The organism is Pseudomonas sp. R28(2017) (assembly GCF_002112505.1).
In the GTDB taxonomy this organism is placed as follows: Bacteria; Pseudomonadota; Gammaproteobacteria; order Pseudomonadales; family Pseudomonadaceae; genus Aquipseudomonas.
Map to the genome: position 1 here is coordinate 483,755 of NZ_NEHW01000002.1, position 17,048 is coordinate 500,802.

21 protein-coding genes are annotated in these 17,048 nt (G+C 63.9%); 5 read left to right on the plus strand and 16 right to left on the minus strand.

Annotation, left to right across the window (positions count from 1 at the left end):
• Positions 1 to 17 precede the first annotated feature (17 nt).
• Positions 18 to 1,070: a DUF1615 domain-containing protein gene (locus CAF78_RS04995; protein ID WP_085674131.1), complete on the plus strand. Its 1,053-nt coding sequence runs from the start codon at positions 18 to 20 to the stop codon at positions 1,068 to 1,070.
• 356 nt (positions 1,071 to 1,426) lie between these two features.
• On the opposite strand, the gene CAF78_RS05005 is transcribed toward CAF78_RS04995, so the two are convergent.
• The 9 genes from CAF78_RS05005 to CAF78_RS05045 all read right to left on the minus strand — a co-directional run bounded on the left by CAF78_RS05005 (position 1,427) and on the right by CAF78_RS05045 (position 8,983).
• Positions 1,427 to 2,296 carry a metal ABC transporter solute-binding protein, Zn/Mn family gene (locus CAF78_RS05005; RefSeq protein ID WP_085679254.1) on the minus strand — a complete coding sequence of 290 codons (870 nt, stop codon included), beginning with the start codon at positions 2,294 to 2,296 and terminating at the stop codon, positions 1,427 to 1,429.
• Positions 2,293 to 3,192 (minus strand): metal ABC transporter permease, encoded by a 900-nt coding sequence (locus tag CAF78_RS05010; protein WP_085679251.1) that lies wholly within the window; start codon positions 3,190 to 3,192, stop codon positions 2,293 to 2,295. Before CAF78_RS05010 ends, CAF78_RS05005 begins: the two co-directional genes overlap by 4 nt.
• The gene (locus CAF78_RS05015) at positions 3,192 to 3,938 is read right to left on the minus strand and encodes a metal ABC transporter ATP-binding protein (protein ID WP_085679248.1); all 747 of its coding nucleotides are present in this window, start codon (positions 3,936 to 3,938) and stop codon (positions 3,192 to 3,194) included. Before CAF78_RS05015 ends, CAF78_RS05010 begins: the two co-directional genes overlap by 1 nt.
• Entirely contained in the window at positions 3,935 to 4,837 is a 903-nt protein-coding gene (locus CAF78_RS05020; RefSeq protein WP_085679245.1) for a metal ABC transporter substrate-binding protein, read from the minus strand. The genes CAF78_RS05015 and CAF78_RS05020 overlap by 4 nt, the downstream gene beginning before the upstream one ends.
• A gap of 15 nt (positions 4,838 to 4,852) precedes the next feature.
• Entirely contained in the window at positions 4,853 to 5,422 is a 570-nt protein-coding gene (locus tag CAF78_RS05025) for a DUF6162 family protein (protein WP_085679242.1), read from the minus strand.
• 11 nt (positions 5,423 to 5,433) lie between these two features.
• Positions 5,434 to 5,754, minus strand: a complete 321-nt coding sequence (locus CAF78_RS05030) for a hypothetical protein (RefSeq protein ID WP_085679239.1) — start codon at positions 5,752 to 5,754, stop codon at positions 5,434 to 5,436.
• A complete protein-coding gene (locus CAF78_RS05035; RefSeq protein WP_085679236.1) occupies positions 5,751 to 6,290 on the minus strand; it encodes a thiamine pyrophosphate-binding protein in 540 nt (179 codons plus the stop codon). The genes CAF78_RS05030 and CAF78_RS05035 overlap by 4 nt, the downstream gene beginning before the upstream one ends.
• Positions 6,287 to 7,480, minus strand: coding sequence for a PepSY domain-containing protein (locus tag CAF78_RS05040; protein WP_085679233.1), 1,194 nt, complete (start codon positions 7,478 to 7,480; stop codon positions 6,287 to 6,289). Before CAF78_RS05040 ends, CAF78_RS05035 begins: the two co-directional genes overlap by 4 nt.
• 168 nt (positions 7,481 to 7,648) lie before the next feature.
• A complete protein-coding gene (locus tag CAF78_RS05045) occupies positions 7,649 to 8,983 on the minus strand; it encodes a lysine N(6)-hydroxylase/L-ornithine N(5)-oxygenase family protein (protein ID WP_085679230.1) in 1,335 nt (444 codons plus the stop codon).
• Between the two features lie 201 nt (positions 8,984 to 9,184).
• Here CAF78_RS05045 and CAF78_RS05050 point away from each other — a divergent pair, with 201 nt between their 5' ends.
• Positions 9,185 to 9,622, plus strand: a complete 438-nt coding sequence (locus tag CAF78_RS05050; protein ID WP_085679227.1) for a hypothetical protein — start codon at positions 9,185 to 9,187, stop codon at positions 9,620 to 9,622.
• Between the two features lie 62 nt (positions 9,623 to 9,684).
• Here the strand turns inward: CAF78_RS05050 and pbpG are convergent, their stop codons facing one another.
• The 3 genes from pbpG to CAF78_RS05065 form a co-directional block, all read right to left on the minus strand.
• Positions 9,685 to 10,611: a D-alanyl-D-alanine endopeptidase gene (gene pbpG / locus CAF78_RS05055; RefSeq protein WP_085679224.1), complete on the minus strand. Its 927-nt coding sequence runs from the start codon at positions 10,609 to 10,611 to the stop codon at positions 9,685 to 9,687.
• A 242-nt stretch (positions 10,612 to 10,853) separates the two neighbouring features.
• Positions 10,854 to 11,036 (minus strand): hypothetical protein, encoded by a 183-nt coding sequence (locus CAF78_RS05060; RefSeq protein WP_085679222.1) that lies wholly within the window; start codon positions 11,034 to 11,036, stop codon positions 10,854 to 10,856.
• A 94-nt stretch (positions 11,037 to 11,130) separates the two neighbouring features.
• Positions 11,131 to 11,472: a hypothetical protein gene (locus tag CAF78_RS05065; protein ID WP_085679219.1), complete on the minus strand. Its 342-nt coding sequence runs from the start codon at positions 11,470 to 11,472 to the stop codon at positions 11,131 to 11,133.
• 161 nt (positions 11,473 to 11,633) lie between these two features.
• Here CAF78_RS05065 and CAF78_RS05070 point away from each other — a divergent pair, with 161 nt between their 5' ends.
• Positions 11,634 to 12,455, plus strand: a complete 822-nt coding sequence (locus tag CAF78_RS05070) for a shikimate 5-dehydrogenase (RefSeq protein WP_085679216.1) — start codon at positions 11,634 to 11,636, stop codon at positions 12,453 to 12,455.
• Positions 12,456 to 12,519: 64 nt separating this feature from the next.
• Here the strand turns inward: CAF78_RS05070 and CAF78_RS05075 are convergent, their stop codons facing one another.
• The 3 genes from CAF78_RS05075 to CAF78_RS05085 all read right to left on the minus strand — a co-directional run bounded on the left by CAF78_RS05075 (position 12,520) and on the right by CAF78_RS05085 (position 13,974).
• Complete coding sequence (locus CAF78_RS05075; protein WP_054883229.1) at positions 12,520 to 12,762, minus strand: hypothetical protein; 243 nt, start codon at positions 12,760 to 12,762, stop codon at positions 12,520 to 12,522.
• Positions 12,763 to 12,859: 97 nt separating this feature from the next.
• On the minus strand, positions 12,860 to 13,387 hold the full coding sequence (gene gloA, locus CAF78_RS05080) for a lactoylglutathione lyase (protein WP_085679213.1): 528 nt from the start codon (positions 13,385 to 13,387) through the stop codon (positions 12,860 to 12,862).
• Positions 13,388 to 13,614: 227 nt separating this feature from the next.
• A complete protein-coding gene (locus CAF78_RS05085) occupies positions 13,615 to 13,974 on the minus strand; it encodes a histone-like nucleoid-structuring protein, MvaT/MvaU family (RefSeq protein ID WP_085679209.1) in 360 nt (119 codons plus the stop codon).
• Between the two features lie 360 nt (positions 13,975 to 14,334).
• Here CAF78_RS05085 and CAF78_RS05090 point away from each other — a divergent pair, with 360 nt between their 5' ends.
• Complete coding sequence (locus CAF78_RS05090) at positions 14,335 to 15,624, plus strand: OprD family porin (protein WP_085679205.1); 1,290 nt, start codon at positions 14,335 to 14,337, stop codon at positions 15,622 to 15,624.
• Positions 15,625 to 15,644: 20 nt separating this feature from the next.
• Entirely contained in the window at positions 15,645 to 16,394 is a 750-nt protein-coding gene (gene cobF / locus CAF78_RS05095; protein ID WP_085679202.1) for a precorrin-6A synthase (deacetylating), read from the plus strand.
• Between the two features lie 93 nt (positions 16,395 to 16,487).
• Here the strand turns inward: cobF and CAF78_RS05100 are convergent, their stop codons facing one another.
• Positions 16,488 to 16,838, minus strand: coding sequence for a response regulator (locus CAF78_RS05100; RefSeq protein WP_085679200.1), 351 nt, complete (start codon positions 16,836 to 16,838; stop codon positions 16,488 to 16,490).
• Between the last annotated feature and the right edge of the window lie 210 nt (positions 16,839 to 17,048).

Consider the following 17,048-nt stretch of genomic DNA (forward strand, 5'->3'; position numbering starts at 1 on the left):
TGCTGGCGGCAGGGCTGATGGCCCTGGCGCTGCTGCAGGGCTGCGCCGGGCGTCGCGAGGAAGAGCCCGAAGCCGACCCGGCCAAGGTGCGTGCCCAACTGCTGCGCCTGTTGCCGGCCCAGGCCAAGGACCGCGAAGGCTGGGCCAAGGATATCCAGGTGGCGTTCGAAGCCCAGCGCATCACGCCGAGCAAAAGCAACCTGTGCGCGGTGCTGGCGGTGACCGAGCAGGAATCGACCTTCAACGCCGACCCGCAGGTGCCGAATCTGGGGCGTATCGCCCGTGAGGAGATCGACCGCCGTGCGGCGCGCCTGCACATTCCCGGGCTGCTGGTCGACGGAGCACTGAAGACCCCGTCGGGCAACGGCCAGAGCTACCAGCAGCGCCTGCTGGCGGTGCGCAGCGAGAAGCAGCTGAGCGCGCTGTACGACGAATTCATCGCGCGCCTGCCGTTGGGCAAGACCTTGCTCGGTGGCTTGAACCCGGTGCACACCGGTGGGCCGATGCAGGTCAGCATCGACTTCGCGGAACAGCATGCCAAGGATTATCCCTACACCTACGACGGCACCATTCGCCAGGAAGTCTTCAGCCGCCGTGGGGGCATGTACTTCGGTATCGCCCACCTGCTCGGTTACCCCGTGCATTACGAGCGGCAGCTGTACCGCTTCGCCGATTTCAACGCGGGGTGGTACGCCAGCCGCAATGCCGCGTTCCAGGCCGCCTTGAGCAAGGTTACGGGAGCGGACCTGGCGCTGGACGGCGACTTGATCGCCCCTGGCGCGATCATGCCCGGCAGCACCGAGCTGGCGGCGCGCAAGCTGGGGGTGAAGCTGGGGCTGCGTAACCCACAGATCCGCAGCCAGCTGGAATTGGGTGACAGCCTGGCGTTCGAGGACAGCAAGCTCTACAGCGGCGTGTTTGCCCTGGCCGATGCGGCGGCGGGCAAGCCGGTTGCGCGGGCGGTGCTGCCGGGGATCGAGCTGAAGAGCCCGAAGATCACCCGCAAGCTGACCACCGCGTGGTTTGCCGGGCGGGTGGATGAGCGCTATGAGCGGTGCATGAACCGATAGACCGCACCGACCTCTTCGCGGGCAAGCCCGCTCCCACAGGGATCGCGCCAGATTCTGGAAAATGCGCAAGACAGTTGTTCCCACAAGGAAAACACTGTTCTCGTGGGCAGTGACTTCCCTGTGGGAGATCACCCAGCCCTTTGGGCTGCGCTGTCGCGCAGAGAACAAAGCCTCAGCAAGCGCCGCTTCACCCTGTGGGAGCGGGCGTGCCCGCGAAGCATGCGACGCGGTGCATGGCACCGGCTTCGCCGGTGTTCGCGGGCACGCCCGCTCCCACAAGATCTTCGCTAAATCAAAGAGTTATGTGTTGTTCTATGAGAGCGGGCTTGCCCCCGAAGAGGCCGACCAAGTCGAAATCACCCTTCGCTCAAGGCCCCGACCACCTGTTCGATACTGGCCTTGAGCCCTGCCACCGCATCCTCGGGGTCGCTCTCCACCACCAGCAACTTCGCCCCGGCCGCCTCGATCACCTTGGCCAGCGCCGGGTCCGGCTGCCGATGGTCCAGCACCAGTGCTACATCCTGCTCCTTGAGGTTCTCACCCAGCGCCTTCAACGCCGCCTCATCCCACTTGCCATCCGTCGGCAACGGCTGCTCCACCACATCCAGGTTCAACCCGCTGGCCAGGTACCCCAATCGCTCGGACAGGCTGACCACACTCAGGTTGTCGACCTTGGCCAACTGCGTCTGGCTGCTGGCCGTCAGCTCCAGCAGCTGGCGCTTGAGCCCCGCCAGGTTGCCCTGGATCTTTGCCTTGTCGGCGGGCGCCAGGCGCTCCAGGTCATTGGCCAGCACATCGGCCATGCGCCCGAGGTTGGTCGGGCTCAGCCAGGGGTAGGCGGCATGGGCGTCATCGCCGCTCACGGCGATGCCCGGCAGCGCGCCATCGACCGGTCGCGCGGCGTCGATCTCGACGATACGAATATTGCTGCGCCGCGCCATCGGGTACAGCGGGTCGTCACGCCAGATCGAGCGTACGCCGATCACCGCGTCGGCCTGTTGCGCGGCGTTGGCCAGGGCCGCGCCACCCCGGCTGCTGAAGTACGCCGGTTGGCGGCTGGCCGGCAGGTTGGCCGGCGCGGCGCGCTTGAGTTGTACCGCAGTGCCATCGAGCAGGGCGCTGGCCAGGCTGTGGGTCACAGGCAGGCTGGTCAGCACTTGGGTGGCCGAGGCGAGCGCGGGCAGGCCGGCGAGGGCGACGGCCAGGGTCAGGTGTTTCAGGTTCATGCCGGGTTTCCTTGCAGGCGTGGGACGAGGGCGCGGGCCAGCGCGGCGAGGGCAAAGCAGATGCCGGCGACCAGGATGATCGCCGCGCCAGAAGGCACGGGCAGGTCAAGCATGATGGGCAGGAGGATGCCGAGCAGCGTGCTCAGGGTGGCAATCAGCACCGAAACGAAGAAAAACCCCTTCAGCGACTGGCTGACCAGGCGCGCCGCCGCTGCCGGAATCACCAGCAGGGCACCGACCAGAATGGCCCCGATCACCTTTACCGAGGCCACCGTGACCAGGGTCACCAGCACCACGAACAGGTAGTCCAGGGTCTTCACCGCCACCCCGCGCACCGCCGCCAGCTGCGGGTTGAAGCTGGCCAGCATGATGCGGTTGTACAGCGGCAGGGCCAGTGCCAGCACCAGCACCGCGACGATGCCCAGCACGACCAGGTCCTGGGCGCTGACGGTCAGCACCGAGCCGAACAGCACGTTCTCGAGGATATGCACGTTGATCTTGCCGGCCAGCATCAGCAGCAGGCTGGCGCCGAGGGCCAGCGACACCGAAAGGAACACACCGATCAGGGTGTCCGGTGACAGCCCGGTGCGGTTGCGCAGGAAGTTGAGCAGGATGCCGAACAGCAGGCAGTAGCCGAACAGGCTGCCATAGGGGCCGGTGTACGGCTCGCCGAGCAGGATGCCGATGGCGACTCCGGTGAGTGCGGCATGGCCCACTGCTTCGGAGAAGAAGGCAAAGCGCTTGACCACCACCAGGGTGCCGAGGCCACCCAGTACCGGGCCGATCATCAAACCGGCCAGCAAGGCATTGATCACGAAGCCGTAGGCCAGCGCCTCCGGCAGGTACCCAGCACCGGCCCAGTCCTGGACCAGTTGGCGGAATGTGTCGAAGCTCATCAGGCAAGGCGCTCGCTGCGAGGGTGGACGGAGAACAGGCCGAGCAGGCGCTCCGGGGTCAGGGCCTGGGCGGGTGGGGCGTCGAACAGCACCTGGCGGCTCAGGCCGGTGACCCGGTCGGCCAGGCGCAGCACGGCTGCCAGGTCATGTTCGATCCACAGCACGGTGGTACCGGCCTGGCGCCAGCCTTGCAGCAGTTGCTCGAACACCTGGATGCCGGCTTCGTCGAGCGCCGACATCGGCTCGTCGAGCACCAGCAGTTGCGGTTCGGGAATCAGACCCTGGGCCAGCAGCACGCGCTGGCGTTCACCGCCGGACAACGCACCCATGCGCCGCTTGCGCTTGTCGAGCATGCCGACCCGTGCCAGCGCCGCATCGATCGCCGGCTGCACCCGGCGTGACAGGCCGAGGAACCCCGGGCGCCGCTGGCACATGGCGGCCATGAAGTCGTCCACGGTCATCGGCAGCCCACGGTCGAACTCCAGGGCCTGCGGCACATAGCCGATCACCTGCTGCGCGCCTGGCCAGTGCAGGGTCAGCCGGCCCTGGTGCGGCATCTGCCCCAGCAGGGTCTTGATCAGCGAGCTCTTGCCGCCGCCATTGGGGCCGACGATGGCATGCACGCTGCCTGCCGCAACGCCGAACTGCACCTGTTCGAGGATGCGCGTGCGGCCCAGGGTCAGGTCGATGCCGGCGAATTCGATGCGCGGCCCGCCGGGTGCCGTGAGCTGGGCAGCGGCGGTCATGCGCGGTTCTCCTGGATGGCGCGGACCACGGTGTCGAGGTTGCGCTTCATCTCCACTTCGTATTTGTCCTTGGTGTATTCGCCGTAGGAAATGTGCGTCAGCGGGTACAGGCGCACGCCGGATTCACGTTGGATGGTTTCGACATAGGCCGAGGGGAAGTCCATTTCCGAGAAGATCACTTTCACGTCCAGCGCCTTGAGCTGGTCGATGGTCTTCTTCAGCTGTGCCGGGCTCGGCTCGATGCCGTGGGCGGGCTCGACCACGGCGGTCACTTCCAGGCCGAAGTCGCGCACCAGGTAGTCGTAGGCGGCATGGATGGTGGCGACGCGCAAGGTGGCGCTGGGCGCTTCGCTGACTTTGGCCAGGGCCTCGGCACGCAGGGCGCGCAGGCGCTTGGCGTAGGCGCGGGCGTTCTGCGTGTAGAGTTTGGCGTTGTCCGGGTCGAGCTTGCCCAGCTCGCGGGCGATGTTGTTGACCTGGGCGATGGTGGTGCTGATCGACAGGAAGGTATGCGGGTTGACCACCTTGCCAGCGCCGCGCGCGGCGATGCCGGTGGCCGCCAGCAAAGGTACGTTCTGGTTGGCTTCGATGGTCTTGATGCCGGGCTTTTCGCTGGCGGCGATCATGCGGTCGGCAAAGTCGTCATGGCCGACGCCATTGAGCACCACCACGTCCAGCGTGCCGATGCGCTTGATGTCTTCGGCGCGGGGTTCGTAGGCATGCGGGTTGAAGCCTGCCGGAATCAGCGGCACCACTTCGGCCTTGTCGCCGACGATGTTGCTCACGTAACTGTAGTAGGGGTGCAGGGTGATGCCGATGCGCAGGGGCTTGCCGGTGTCGGCCAGGGCCAGCGCCGGCAGGGCGCAGGCCAGGAGCAGGGCGAGGGCTTTGCGGAACATGGGGAATCCTTGGGTTCAATGACGGTGTTCGCGGGTGACCCCGGCGTCGTAGTGGCTGACCACTTGCTGCCAGCCGGCGGCGATCAGTGCGGCCTGGCCCAGGTCGTCAGGGCGCAAGGCGGTGCTGTCGCGGCGCAGCCAGACGTCGACCTCGGCACTGCCCGCGTCGGGCAGGATCAGCAGGAAGCTGCCCGCCACGTGCGGCGCCTGGCTGCGGCCCAGGTAGGCGCCGCTCGGCAGCCATTGCCACTGGTGGTTGCCACGGCTCTGGCTGCCGGCATCGGCCACGAACGGCGGCAAGCCTTCCTCGGCCAGGGCTTCGACGCTGGGTGTGGCAGCGCTTTCTTCACGCAGCAGCTGGATCTCGTCGAACGCCACGCGCAGGTCGGTGTAGATGCCTTGTTCGGCAGCGGTGAGGTCGCGACGGGCGTCGATCTGGTGGGCGGCGATGGCCTGTTCGTCCTCGCGTTCGCCGCGCAGCAGCACCACGCTGGCGGCGAGGGCGACGATCATCAGGCTGACCAGCAGCACGTAGAGGGTTTCGTGCCCGGCGCCGGCCGGGCGCACCACCTGGGTGTGGCTCATGGCTGGGCTGCTCATGGTTGCGCGATGTCGGCGTGGTCGACTTCCACGACATGGCCAGGGCCTGCGTCGAACAGTACGTAGAACTCACCGTCGGGGCGCTTGAAGGTCAGGCTCGAGTCGTCACCGAGCTTGCCGCCGACCAACACCTGTTCGTCGTAGCCGATCACGTCGAGGGTCACCCCGGGCGCGCCGCTGCCATCGGAAAAACCGCCGGTGCATTTCACCTGACCGCCCGTGACCTCTTCACACTCGCACATCGGGTTGTGGGCCAGGGCCGGGCCTGCGGCCAGTACCAGCAAGGGCAGGGCGAGCTTGCGTATCAGCTGTTTCATGGTTTGCCTCCTTGTGTTTCGAGCCAGGCCACAGTGGCCGGCGAAGCCTTGGCCAAGGGCACGGATGCCTGGTGCAGGCTGCCGTCCCAGCCTTCGAGGGTGATCCAGATCTGCGCATCGGTGCGGGTGCGCGGTGGTATTGGCAGGTTGGTGACCATGCGGTACGGCGCGCCGAAGAAAATGCTGCCGGCGGCGCGCAGGCTGCGCGGCTTGCCGATGCGCAGGTAGACCGCCTTGACCTCGTTGACGCAGGCCTTGCACAGCGCCGCGTTGAACAGCTTGAAGTGGCCGGCGGGGCCATCGGCGCGCGGGGCTTCATTGCGCAGTTCGGCGAGGTCGAGGCTGTAGGGGCCGACCTGAATGCCGCTGATCGGATGCGCGCCGAGCCCGGCGTCACCACGGAACAGCCTGACGTCGGCGAAGTACTTGGGCATGAAGCCCAGGGGGATGAGGATCAGCAGGATGTTCAGGTGGAAGCGCCACTTCAGCCACCATTGCTTGAGTGGGCGGGCGGGCACGGCGTGGGCCTGGCTCATGGGCGGGCCTCCAGGGTGGTTTCACGGTTTGCGCTGCGGGGCGCGCGTTCGCTGCGCTTGAGCGCGGCGGCGGTGGCCTGGGCGGTGCGTTTGGTCCAGATCAGCAGGCCACTGAACACCATCAGGGTCAGGATCAGGCCGAAGAAGAACCACACCAGCTTGATCGGCAGGCCGCCGAAATCGCCGGTGTGCAGCGGGCGCATGGACTCGGTGACGAACTCCAGGGCCGAGCGGTCGCTGAGCAGGAACTGGCTGTCGACCTGGCGGGTATAGGGGTTGACCGAAGCGCTCTGGAACATCAGCGGGTACCAGCCACGCCCGCCCATCTCGATGTGGCTGTAGGCGGTGGCCGGCAACGAAATGGAGGTGATGTCCAGGTTCGGGATGGCCAGGCCGGCGATGCGCGCGGCCTCATCCAGGTCGATGCGTGGCACCGGGCTGCCATCGACCGACTGTGGCACCTGCTCACGGGCGATCACCGGCACGATCGGCTCGCTGGAAATGGTGATGTGGTTGTCGGCCAGGATCGCCCTGATCAGGAACCAGATGCTGGTGATGGAAATGACCGCGATGAACCAGATCGACCAGACCCCGGCCAGGCGGTGCAGGTCGCCCCAGAAAATGCGCGCGCCATGGCCGGTGCGTACCGGTTTGAAGAACCCTTTCCAGAACTTCTTGTACACCACCAGGCCGGTCACCAGCGACGCCAGCATCGGCAGCCCGAGCAGCGACACCATGTACCAGCCCCAGCTGAAACCATGGGTGAAAGGCACCAGCCACCAGCCATGCAGGGCCCGGGTGAAGGCTTCGAAGTTGAAGTCCGGCATCTTGCCCTGGATCGCCCCGGTGTACGGGTTCACGTACAGCATCGGGCTGGAGCCATCGGCGTAGGTGACCCGGGCGGTCAGGGCAAAGTGCGAACCATCCGGCTGGCTCAGCGAGTTCACTGCCATGTCCGGCTCGGCCTTGTTCAATGCATCGAGCACTTGCTGGAAGCTCAGGCGTTCGGCGTTGTCGTCGGGCTTGCTGGCACGCACGTCGGGGTTGGCCAGCCAGACGATCTCCTGGCTGACCACGGCCAGCATGCCGGTGAAGCAGACGATCAGCACGAAGAACCAGATCGGCAGGGCGAGCCAGCTGTGGACCAGGAACCACAGCTTGGACTTGGATTTTTTCGGTGATTTGGCCATCGGTCAGTCTTCTGAAAAAGGGGCGAGCACAGGCCCAACCAAAGAGGGCTGTTATTCAAAAGACGAATGAGAATGAAAATCCTGCCAGATTAAGTGCAAGCAAATGTTTCAGGGCGCAAATGACGACAGGGCGCCCATGGCGCCCTGTCGGTCGGGTTGCAGCATCAATCAGGCACTGGTCAGGGCCACGGGGGGTTGTGCCTTGCCCTGCTGGCGAGCCAGGTCGTGGTACAGCGCCTGGCCGATTTCTGCGGCACGGGAGGGCAGAACCGACAGCAAGGTGTCACTGAGGCCATGGCTGTTTTCACAGAAGCCTTGCAGGTACACCGACGCCTGCAGGTCCGCGCTGGCCAGGACCCGGTAGTTGCGGTCTACGCTGAAGTCTTCCACGTAGTTCGCCAGCGGTGCGAGCAGGTCGCGGTGCGAGCGGCGTTCGTAGCCGGTGGCGAGAATCACCGCGTCGTAGCGGTGAGTCTGCTGTTGGCCGGTGGCCAGGTCGCGCAGGGTCAGTTCGATGCCGTCGCGGGTGGCCACCACGGCTTCCACCTGCCGCCGGCACAGCACGTTGTGGCGGAACTGGTGGGCGACCTTCTGCCGGTAGAGGATGCCGTAGATGCGCTCGATCAGGTCGAGGTCGACCACCGAATAGTTGGTGTTGTGGTACTCGCCGAGCAACTTGGCACGTTGGTCGGCCGGCTCGTTGTAGACCAGGTCGGTGTAGTCCGGGGAGAAGATCTCGTTGACGAACGGGCTGTCATCGGCCGGTTTGAGGGCGGAGCCGCGCAGCACCATGTCGACCTTGACCGACGGGTAGCTGTCGTTGAGGTCGATGAATGCCTCGGCGGCGCTCTGGCCCGAGCCGATCACCGCGATACGCATCGGCTTGCCGGCCGTGCACGGCAGTTTGTTCAGGCTGCTCAGGTACTGGGAGTGGTGGAACACCCGTGGATCGTCCTTGAACGCGCCGAACTTTTCGGGAATCTTCGGGGTGCCGCCGCTGCCGACCACCACCGAGCGGGTGCGCCGGCTGAATTCCCGGCCCTGCGCATCGCGCGAGACCAGGCGCAGGTGCTCGACCCGCCCGGCCTTCACTTCAGGCTCGATGCGCAGCACTTCCTCGCCATACACGGCCTGGGTGGCGAAATGTTCGGCGGCCCAGCGCAGGTAGTCGTTGTACTCCAGGCGGCAGGGGTAGAACGTGCCAAGGTTGATGAAGTCGGCCAGGCGCTGCTTCTGGTGCAGGTAGTTGACGAAGCTGTACGGGCTGGTCGGGTTGCGCAGCGAGACCAGGTCCTTGAGGAACGAGATCTGCAGTTCGCTCTGGGTGGCCAGGGTTTCGCCGTGCCAGCGGTATTCCTTCTGCTTGTCGATGAACAGCGCATCGAGGGCGTGGCCCTGGCTTTGCGCGAGTTCTTCCAGGGCGATGGCCAGGGCCAGGTTGGACGGGCCGAAGCCCACGCCGATCAGGTCCTTGATAGTTTCCGGGTGTGCAGACTGGCTCATGGCTGCGATTCCATAATGGGTCGAATGTGGGCGCATGCCGGGGCTCCGGCGCCTGCGCTTGTACATTGGGTGGAACGAGCCAGTGGAAGGGGAATTTACTGCCTGGGAGCGTGCCTGCGGCCAACCGGGCCTAAAGGTCTGCACCGGTCGGCCGATACGCAGGTCAACTCAAGGACCCATTGCAACGCAGGGAGAACGAACATGGTAGGTATTGCAGCAGTCAGCATCAGCAACGCTTCGGCCCAGGCGGCCAGCGTTTCGCAGGCCAGCGACACTGAAAAGACTGAATCGGGCAGCGCGACGTTGCAGGTGGACACCTCGAAGCTGCGTGGCGACGGCCAGGCCAAAGGCGCCGAGGGGGCGCAAGGCAGCGGTGGAAGTGAGGAGCCGTCACACATCAAGCAATTGCGCGAGATGATCAAGAAACTTCAGAAACAGTTGGCCGACGAGCAGAAACAACTGGCCATCCTGATGGCGCAGAAAACCGACGAAACCACCAAGCTCGCAGCAGTTACCGCCAAGCAGGCAAGCATCGCTACCATCAGTGGCGAGATCATGACGGCTACTGCGCAATTGCTGGAAGCGCTGCAGAAGTCAGGTGGCAGCAGTGCTGGCGGGATGGTCGATACCCAGGCCTGAGGCCTGCCGCACGCGTCTGTGGGGGCGGGCAAGCCCGTCCCCGATAGTTTGAAGGCCTCAGGTTATTCCGAGGCCAGGCGCCCCTTGTTGTGTTTGTCCGACTTGTACTGCATGGCCACAGCCGGTGCCGGCTTGGCTGCGCCGGTCTCCAGCCACTGGCGCATGCGGGTGGCGTCGGCGAAGTGGGTGTACTTGCCAAAGGCGTCGAGGATCACCATGGCCACCGGGCGGTTGTCCATCTTGGTCAGCAGCACCAGGCAGTGGCCGGCCTCGTTGGTGAACCCCGTCTTGGTCAGGGTGATGTCCCAGTTGCTCTTGTTCACCAGGTGGTCGGTATTGCGGAAGCCCAGGGTGTAGTTGGGCTTGCGGAAGGCCACGGTCTTCTCACGGGTGGTCGACAGCTCGCTCAGCATCGGGTACTTGCGCGATGCCATCAGCAACTTGGCGAGGTCGTGGGCGGTGGAGACGTTCTGCGTCGACAGGCCGGTCGGCTCGACATAGCGGGTGTGCGCCATGCCCAGGCTGCGGGCCTTGGCGTTCATCGCCTTGATGAAGGCCGGGTAGCCGCCCGGGTAATGGTTGGCCAGGGTGGTGGCGGCGCGGTTTTCCGACGACATCAGGGTGATCAGCAGGGTTTCCCGGCGGTTCAGCTCGCTGCCCAGACGCACGCGCGAGTACACACCTTTCATGTCCGGGTTGTTGGCGATGGTCATGGTGAGCATCTCATCCATGGGCAGCTTGGCATCCAGCACCACCATCGCCGTCATCAGTTTGGTTACCGAGGCAATGGGCACCACGCGGTCGGCATGGCTCGAATACAGTTCTTGATTGGTGTTCAGGTCGATCAGCAGGGCGCTGCCAGACGCCAGGTGCAGCTTGGACGGGTCACGTTGGACCTGGGCCGGGGGTTGTGCAGCAGCGGTCGACGGAAGGGTCGCAGTACCTGTGAGCAACAGCAGCAGGCTGAGGATGGACAGGGATGTTTTCACGTTGAGGCTCACTAAAAGTTGGTATGTCGTTGGCTGTGCAAGGGTTTTCCCCCAAAAAACCGGTGCATTCTGGAGTATGGCTGAACGCCTGTCGATTGCTCGTTGAGTCGACTGACAGAAATGAAAAAAGCTTCATGCTGTATCGGTTTTCCTGCCTCCGTTCGTCGGTTCGTCCAGGCAAAAAAAGACCCGCCAGACGGCGGGTCAGAAGAGGCGTAGGGAGCAACGCACAACAAATTCGTTCAAGCGACCAGGCAATCGGCCTGAAGCTGTTCAGCCAGGGCCTGGGCCGAGGCACGGGTCGCCAGCGGGCCGCTGACGGCTTCGCCATTGCTGACCAGGTACCAGCAGGCCAGCAGGCCTTGCTCGCGCAGGGTGACGGGGACGGCAGTGCCGACGACGGACATGATCTGGATAGTGGCCATGGGGACCTCCTGTAAAACATGGCCCTACCTTACGCAGCAGCCAACAGGGTTTGAAATCAACTCGCTCAATAGTGCTCATCAGTTTTATCAACGGTCACCAGCGTGGCGGGCCGTAATACACCGGTGGCGGGCCATAGTAAGGGCGGTACGCTGGCGGCGGCGGTGCCGGCACATAGTACGGCTGGTAGTACACCGGCTGCGGCGGGGCCTGCACATACACGGGCGGTGGCCCATAGTAGGCAGGCTGGCGCTCCACGTAGACTGTGCGGTCGTGGCCGCCATACACCGTCGCCCCGACCACGGCCCCGACCACGGCGGCGCCGAGCAGTGGGCCTGGGCCATACCAGCCATGGCCGCCGCCACCGTGGGCAGAGACCTGCCCGCTGATGGCCAGGGCACCGACCAGCAGGGCGATTCCGGGGAGATGACGGTTCATGAGACTTCCTCGCAAGGTAACCCCGCGCTTGGGGCCTTATTACTATGACTCCGGTCTCTGTAAGCCGAGCACAGGGAAACGGTAAAGGTTGTGTAAGGGACGACCGGTGGTTGCCTCTGGTACGCTGCACAAACGATTCAGTTATGAAAAAGGAGCAGGTTATGGCGACAACTCCCAGCAGAGACACCGTGCTGTGCATTTCCCTGGCCGGGCGGCCTGGCACCTTCGGCGTGCGTTTTCATAATCACCTCTACCAGCAGCTCGGCCTGGACTACTACTACAAGGCCATGAGCACCGATGACCTGCCGGCAGCGGTCGCAGGCATCCGCGCACTGGGCATTCGTGGCTGTGGCGTGTCGATGCCGTACAAGGAGGCCTGCATGGCGCTGGTCGATGAAATCGACCCGTCGGCGGCGGCGATCGAGTCGGTCAATACCTTGGTCAACAACGCTGGCCACCTGAAGGCCTACAACACCGATTACCTGGCCGTGCGACAACTGCTCGAGGCGCACCAGGTCGACCCTGCCACCGCATTCGCCCTGCGCGGCAGTGGCGGCATGGCCAAGGCGGTAGCCAGTGCGTTGCGCGATGCAGGGTTCGGGGAAGGCATCATCGTTGCCCGCAACGAGCAGGCCGGGCGGCAGCTGGCGGATGTCTGCGGCTATCGCTGGGTGGCCGAGCTGGGTGACCTGTGCCCGCCGATGCTGGTGAACGTGACACCGATCGGCATGGCGGGTGGGCCGGATGCCGAGGAGCTGGCCTTCAGCGAAAACGCCATCGCGGCGGCCGAGCGGGTGTTCGACGTGGTGGCGATGCCGGCGCGCACGCCGTTGATCCAGCGGGCCGAGGCGCTGGGCAAGCCGGTGATTACCGGGCTGGAGGTGATTGCCCTGCAGGCGTTGGAGCAGTTCGTGCTGTACACCGGGGTACGGCCCAGCCGTGAACAGGTTGAAGCGGCGGTAGCCTTTGCACGCGATGTCTGACTAACGCCGATCGCCTGTAGGAGCGGCCCGGCAAGGCCGCTCCTACAAGCTCCCGCGCAGGTCTTCAGAAGGCTTTGTGCCCTTTGTCCAGTTGCTCATCCACCAATGCCCGGCCATGGGCCAGCGATACATGCTGGGCATTCTCAAGGTCCGAGAAGAACTTCATCGGCATGGACATCCGCTTGCTGGTGTGCCCCTGTGGATCGGTGATCAGGCAACCGGCGGCGTAGGGCAGGGGGGAGTCGGGGTGGGGCATCACGCTGGCGGTGATGGTGTGGTCGCGGTATTCACAGTGAAGAGATTGCATCGTCCTTTACCTCGCTGTGGCATGTGAAGCAGTTACCTTCATATACCACAGCAAGGGGCCAGGAGTTCCCGGCCCGACGAGCGCGAACGGGCGGCGGTCAGCCCTTCAGTTCGGTTGGCTGGATCACTTCGACCCAGTAACCGTCCGGGTCCTTGACGAAGGCCAGGTGATTCATGCGGCCGTCTTGCAGGCGCTTCTGGAACGGCACGTCGAGTGCCTCGAAACGGGCGCAGGCCTCGCGCACGTCCGGCACCGAAATGCAGATGTGGCCAAAGCCGCGTGGGTCGGTATTGCCGTTGTGGTAGGCGAAGTCGGCGTCGTTCTCGGTACCGTGGTTGTGGGTCAGTTCCAGCACGCCCGGGATCGACTTCATCCACTGGTGGCGCGCGGCGTCGTCGGCAGGGATCTGCGCCGGGTCGACCAAGGCCAGGAAGTACAGGCTGAAGGCCGCTTCAGGGAAGTCCCGCTTGTCGACCAGGCGGAAGCCCAGCACGCGGGTGTAGAAGTCCAGCGACTTCTCGATGTCCTTGACCCGCAGCATGGTGTGGTTGAAGACGAACTGGGCGGTGGCAGCGTCTGGCTGTGCGGTGACGCCAGGCAGGGTTTGCAGATCGTGCAGGCTCATGGGTACTCCAGAGACGGGGCCGGCAACCAGGTGCCGGCGAAACAGACAGGGGGCCATGATACGGCAGTGAAGCGTTTGCGCAAATGAAAGCGCCCTGCTCGGAGGAGCAGGGCGCCAGAATTAGAGGCCCGCATGTGCGGGCGCGTGATGGGGTCGCTAGTCCTTTAGCTGTCTCGATACTGCTGCAGCCGTTGTGAAAAAAGTGTGAACTGGGTGTTGACGTTTCATCAGCGAACCCAGCTTTCCACGGTCGCGGCCCCGTATTGCTCTTTCCACGCTTTCAGGCCGCGGTGGTTGCCGCCTTTGGTCTCGATCAACTCGCCGCTGTGCGGGTTTTCGTAGACTTTTACCACGCGCGGGCGGCGCTGCTGTTTCGGTGCACTGGCAGCGCCACGGGTAACCGCCTTCGGGTCGAGGATGGCGATGATATCGCGCAGACTTTTGTCATAGCTTTTCATCAGGCCGACTAGTTTCTGCTCGAATTCGATTTCGCGTTTGAGGCCGGCATCCTTTTTCAGCGCCTCCAGTTGCGCCATCTGTTCCTGGAGCGCTTTTTCGGCAGCACGAAACTCTGCAAGTCTGGACACTGTAATCACTCCTGTACGTCTTTGGTGGCAGGGCGTGACGAACATTGACAAGGACTAAACGCCAGCCACACGGGTGGGTAAAACTGTTCGCTGACATCGAGTGTAGACACTTGCAGGACTTCGGTAAACCGCAAACTTTTTATAAGTAAGGCGGGAACTTTCCTAGTTTTCCGAGCGGTAATTCAGGGGCTTTTTCGGGCCGTCTGTCCAACCCTCTAGACCATGGTCCAATGGCCCGCAACAGAGCGCTTGAGCGATCATTTCAGATGATGGTCGGCTGATATTCGGCCGCGACGCATTCGCGTGACGCCGGTGTGTCACGATTTGTTTTTTTCGCCTTTCTTGTGGATGTTCCCTCGCATGTTTTCCCCCCTTCCTCTCGCCCCCGGGCGCCGCGTTGCCGGCCTGTTCCTGTTGTGTGCTGGCGCGCATGCCCAGGCCGCCGGTTTTCTTGAAGATACTCGTGCCAAGGTTGAAGCACGCACGGTCTATTTCAACCGGGACTTTCGTGACGGCCACAGCAGTTCCAGCCAGGGCGCGTCAAAACGTGAAGAGTGGGCGCAAGGCTTCATTCTCAATGTGCAATCGGGTTATACCCAAGGCCCGGTCGGCGTGGGCGTGGATGCACTGGGCATGTTCGGTATCAAGCTCGATTCCAGCCCGGCCGACAGTAACAGTGGTTTGCTGCCTTCTTCCGGGCACGACCCACGGCATTCCGCCGACCAATACGCGAAGATGGGCCTGGCGGCCAAGGTGAAGGTTTCCAATACGGTGTTGAAGTACGGCTCGATGATGCCGGACGTACCGCTGTTGAAGTACAACGATGGCCGCCTGCTGCCGACTATGTTCCATGGCGCGATGCTGACTTCCGAAGAAGTGCGTGACCTGAAGTTCACCCTGGCCCGCCTGAACCAGTACACCGCACGTGATTCCACCGATCGCCAGGATATTCGCGTGCATTGCAAGAACAAGCGCTATGCCTGCGATATCGAAGCCGACCACTTCGACCTCGCGGGCCTGGACTACCGATTCAATGATGGGCTCAGTGCCCAGTATCAGGTCGCCAAACTGGAAAACATCTACCGCCAGCATTTCCTTGGCCTGGTCGCCAGCCAGCCACTTGCGGTCGGCAGCCTGTCGGCAGACCTGCGGCTGATCAAGAGCGATGACATCGGCAACGCCCGCGCCGGCGAGATCGACCACCGGGCCTTCAGCGGCATGCTCGGCTACAGCCTGGGCGGGCACAAGATCAGCGCCGGCTGGCAGCGCATGTACGGCGAAAGTGCCATGCCGTACCTCGATGGCAGCAACCCGTACCTGGTCAACTACGCCCAGGTCAACGATTTCGCCGCCGCCCAGGAGCGTTCCTGGCAGCTGCGTTACGATTACGACTTCAAAGCCCTCGGCGTGCCCGGCCTGAGCTTCTTCACCCGCTACATCAACGGTGACCACATCAGGGTCCCGGGCAGCAATGCCGAAGGCAAGGAATGGGAACGCGACACTGAGCTCAAGTACCAGGTGCAGAGCGGCACGTTCAGGGATGTCAGCGTGCGCCTGCGTAACTCCACCTACCGCAGCAATTACGAGAAGTGGGCGCGGGACATGGACGAGACCCGGGTCATCGTCAGCTATAACTTCTCTATTCTCTAGGTCACAAGCCGGGCGCTGCCATGAAAGACTTGCTGTTGATCGGCATCGGCCCGGGCGACCCGCGGCAGATTACTGTCGAGGCGGTCGAGGCACTGCGTCGCGCCAGCGTGTTCTTCGTGCCCGACAAAGGCGCCGGCAAGGATGAGCTGGTGCGCCTGCGCAAGGTGATCCTTGAGCGCTACCGGCCCGAGGGTGGCTACCGTCTGGTGCAGGTGGCGGACCCGCAGCGCGACACCGAGGCGGATGACTACACAGGCGCGGTGCACGACTGGCACCGCCGGCGTGCCGCGCTGTATGCCCGGTTGATCAGCGAAGACATGGGCGCCGAGGATATCGGCGCCTTTTTGCTATGGGGCGAGCCGGGCCTCTACGACAGCACCTTGCGCATTCTTGACCTGGTCCGCGAACGCGGTGTGGCGCTGCGCCTGCAGGTGATTCCCGGCATCAGCAGTGTGCAGGCCCTGGCGGCGCGGCATCAGATCCCCCTCAATCGCATTGGCGAGCCGCTGACCGTGCTGCCGGGGCGGCGCCTGGCCGAGCAAGGGCAGGTGGACAATGTGGTGGTGATGCTCGACGGGCACTGCGCGTTTGCCACGCTGGAGGATCCGGCCTTGGTGATCTACTGGGGCGCTTATCTGGGCACCGCGGATGAAGTGCTGATCGCCGGGCCGTTGCAGGCCGTGAAGGCACGGATTCTTGAGGTGCGCGAGCGGGAGCGGGTGCGCATGGGGTGGATCATGGATACCTACCTCCTGCGGCGGGAGCTGTAAGCTGGGTTGCTTTTTTCGGCCTCATCGCGGCTAAAGCCCCACAGGGATATCACTGTGGAAGCGGCTTTAGCCGCGAAGCAGGCGCCACCGATCTCACGGTGTACCCAGAATTTCCACTACCTTGTCGCGCAACTGGTCGATGCTGAACGGCTTGCCAATCAGGTGCATGCCTTCGGGCACATCGAAACTCTCGGCGTAGCCGCTGGCAAACAGCACCGGCAGCAACGGCCGTACTTCACGGGCCTTGGCCGCCAGCGCTTCACCGCGCATGTCCGGCAGGCCCACGTCGGTCATCAGCAGGGCCAGTTGCTGGCTGGCATCCTCGATCACTTTTAGCGCCGATGTGGCATTTTCCGCTTCAAGGGTGCTGTAGCCCAACTCGTCGAGCACTTCGACCATCAGCATACGTACGATGTCGTCGTCTTCGACTACCAGAAGGTGCATGGTGGGGTTCCTGTTGAAATAGGCATGTCTCTACTCTGTGCGCTAGGCAGGGCCAGAAGTTCCCGAGGATACCGGCTGTGGCACGTTGATGGAACGATTCTCACACACGGGCTTCAAATACTGGCTAAATGCCCCGCCGATGCCGCTCAAGCGCGTTAGACTCGCTTGTGAACCGGTGAGCGCAGCGGCACATGAGAACAGGCTTGAGCC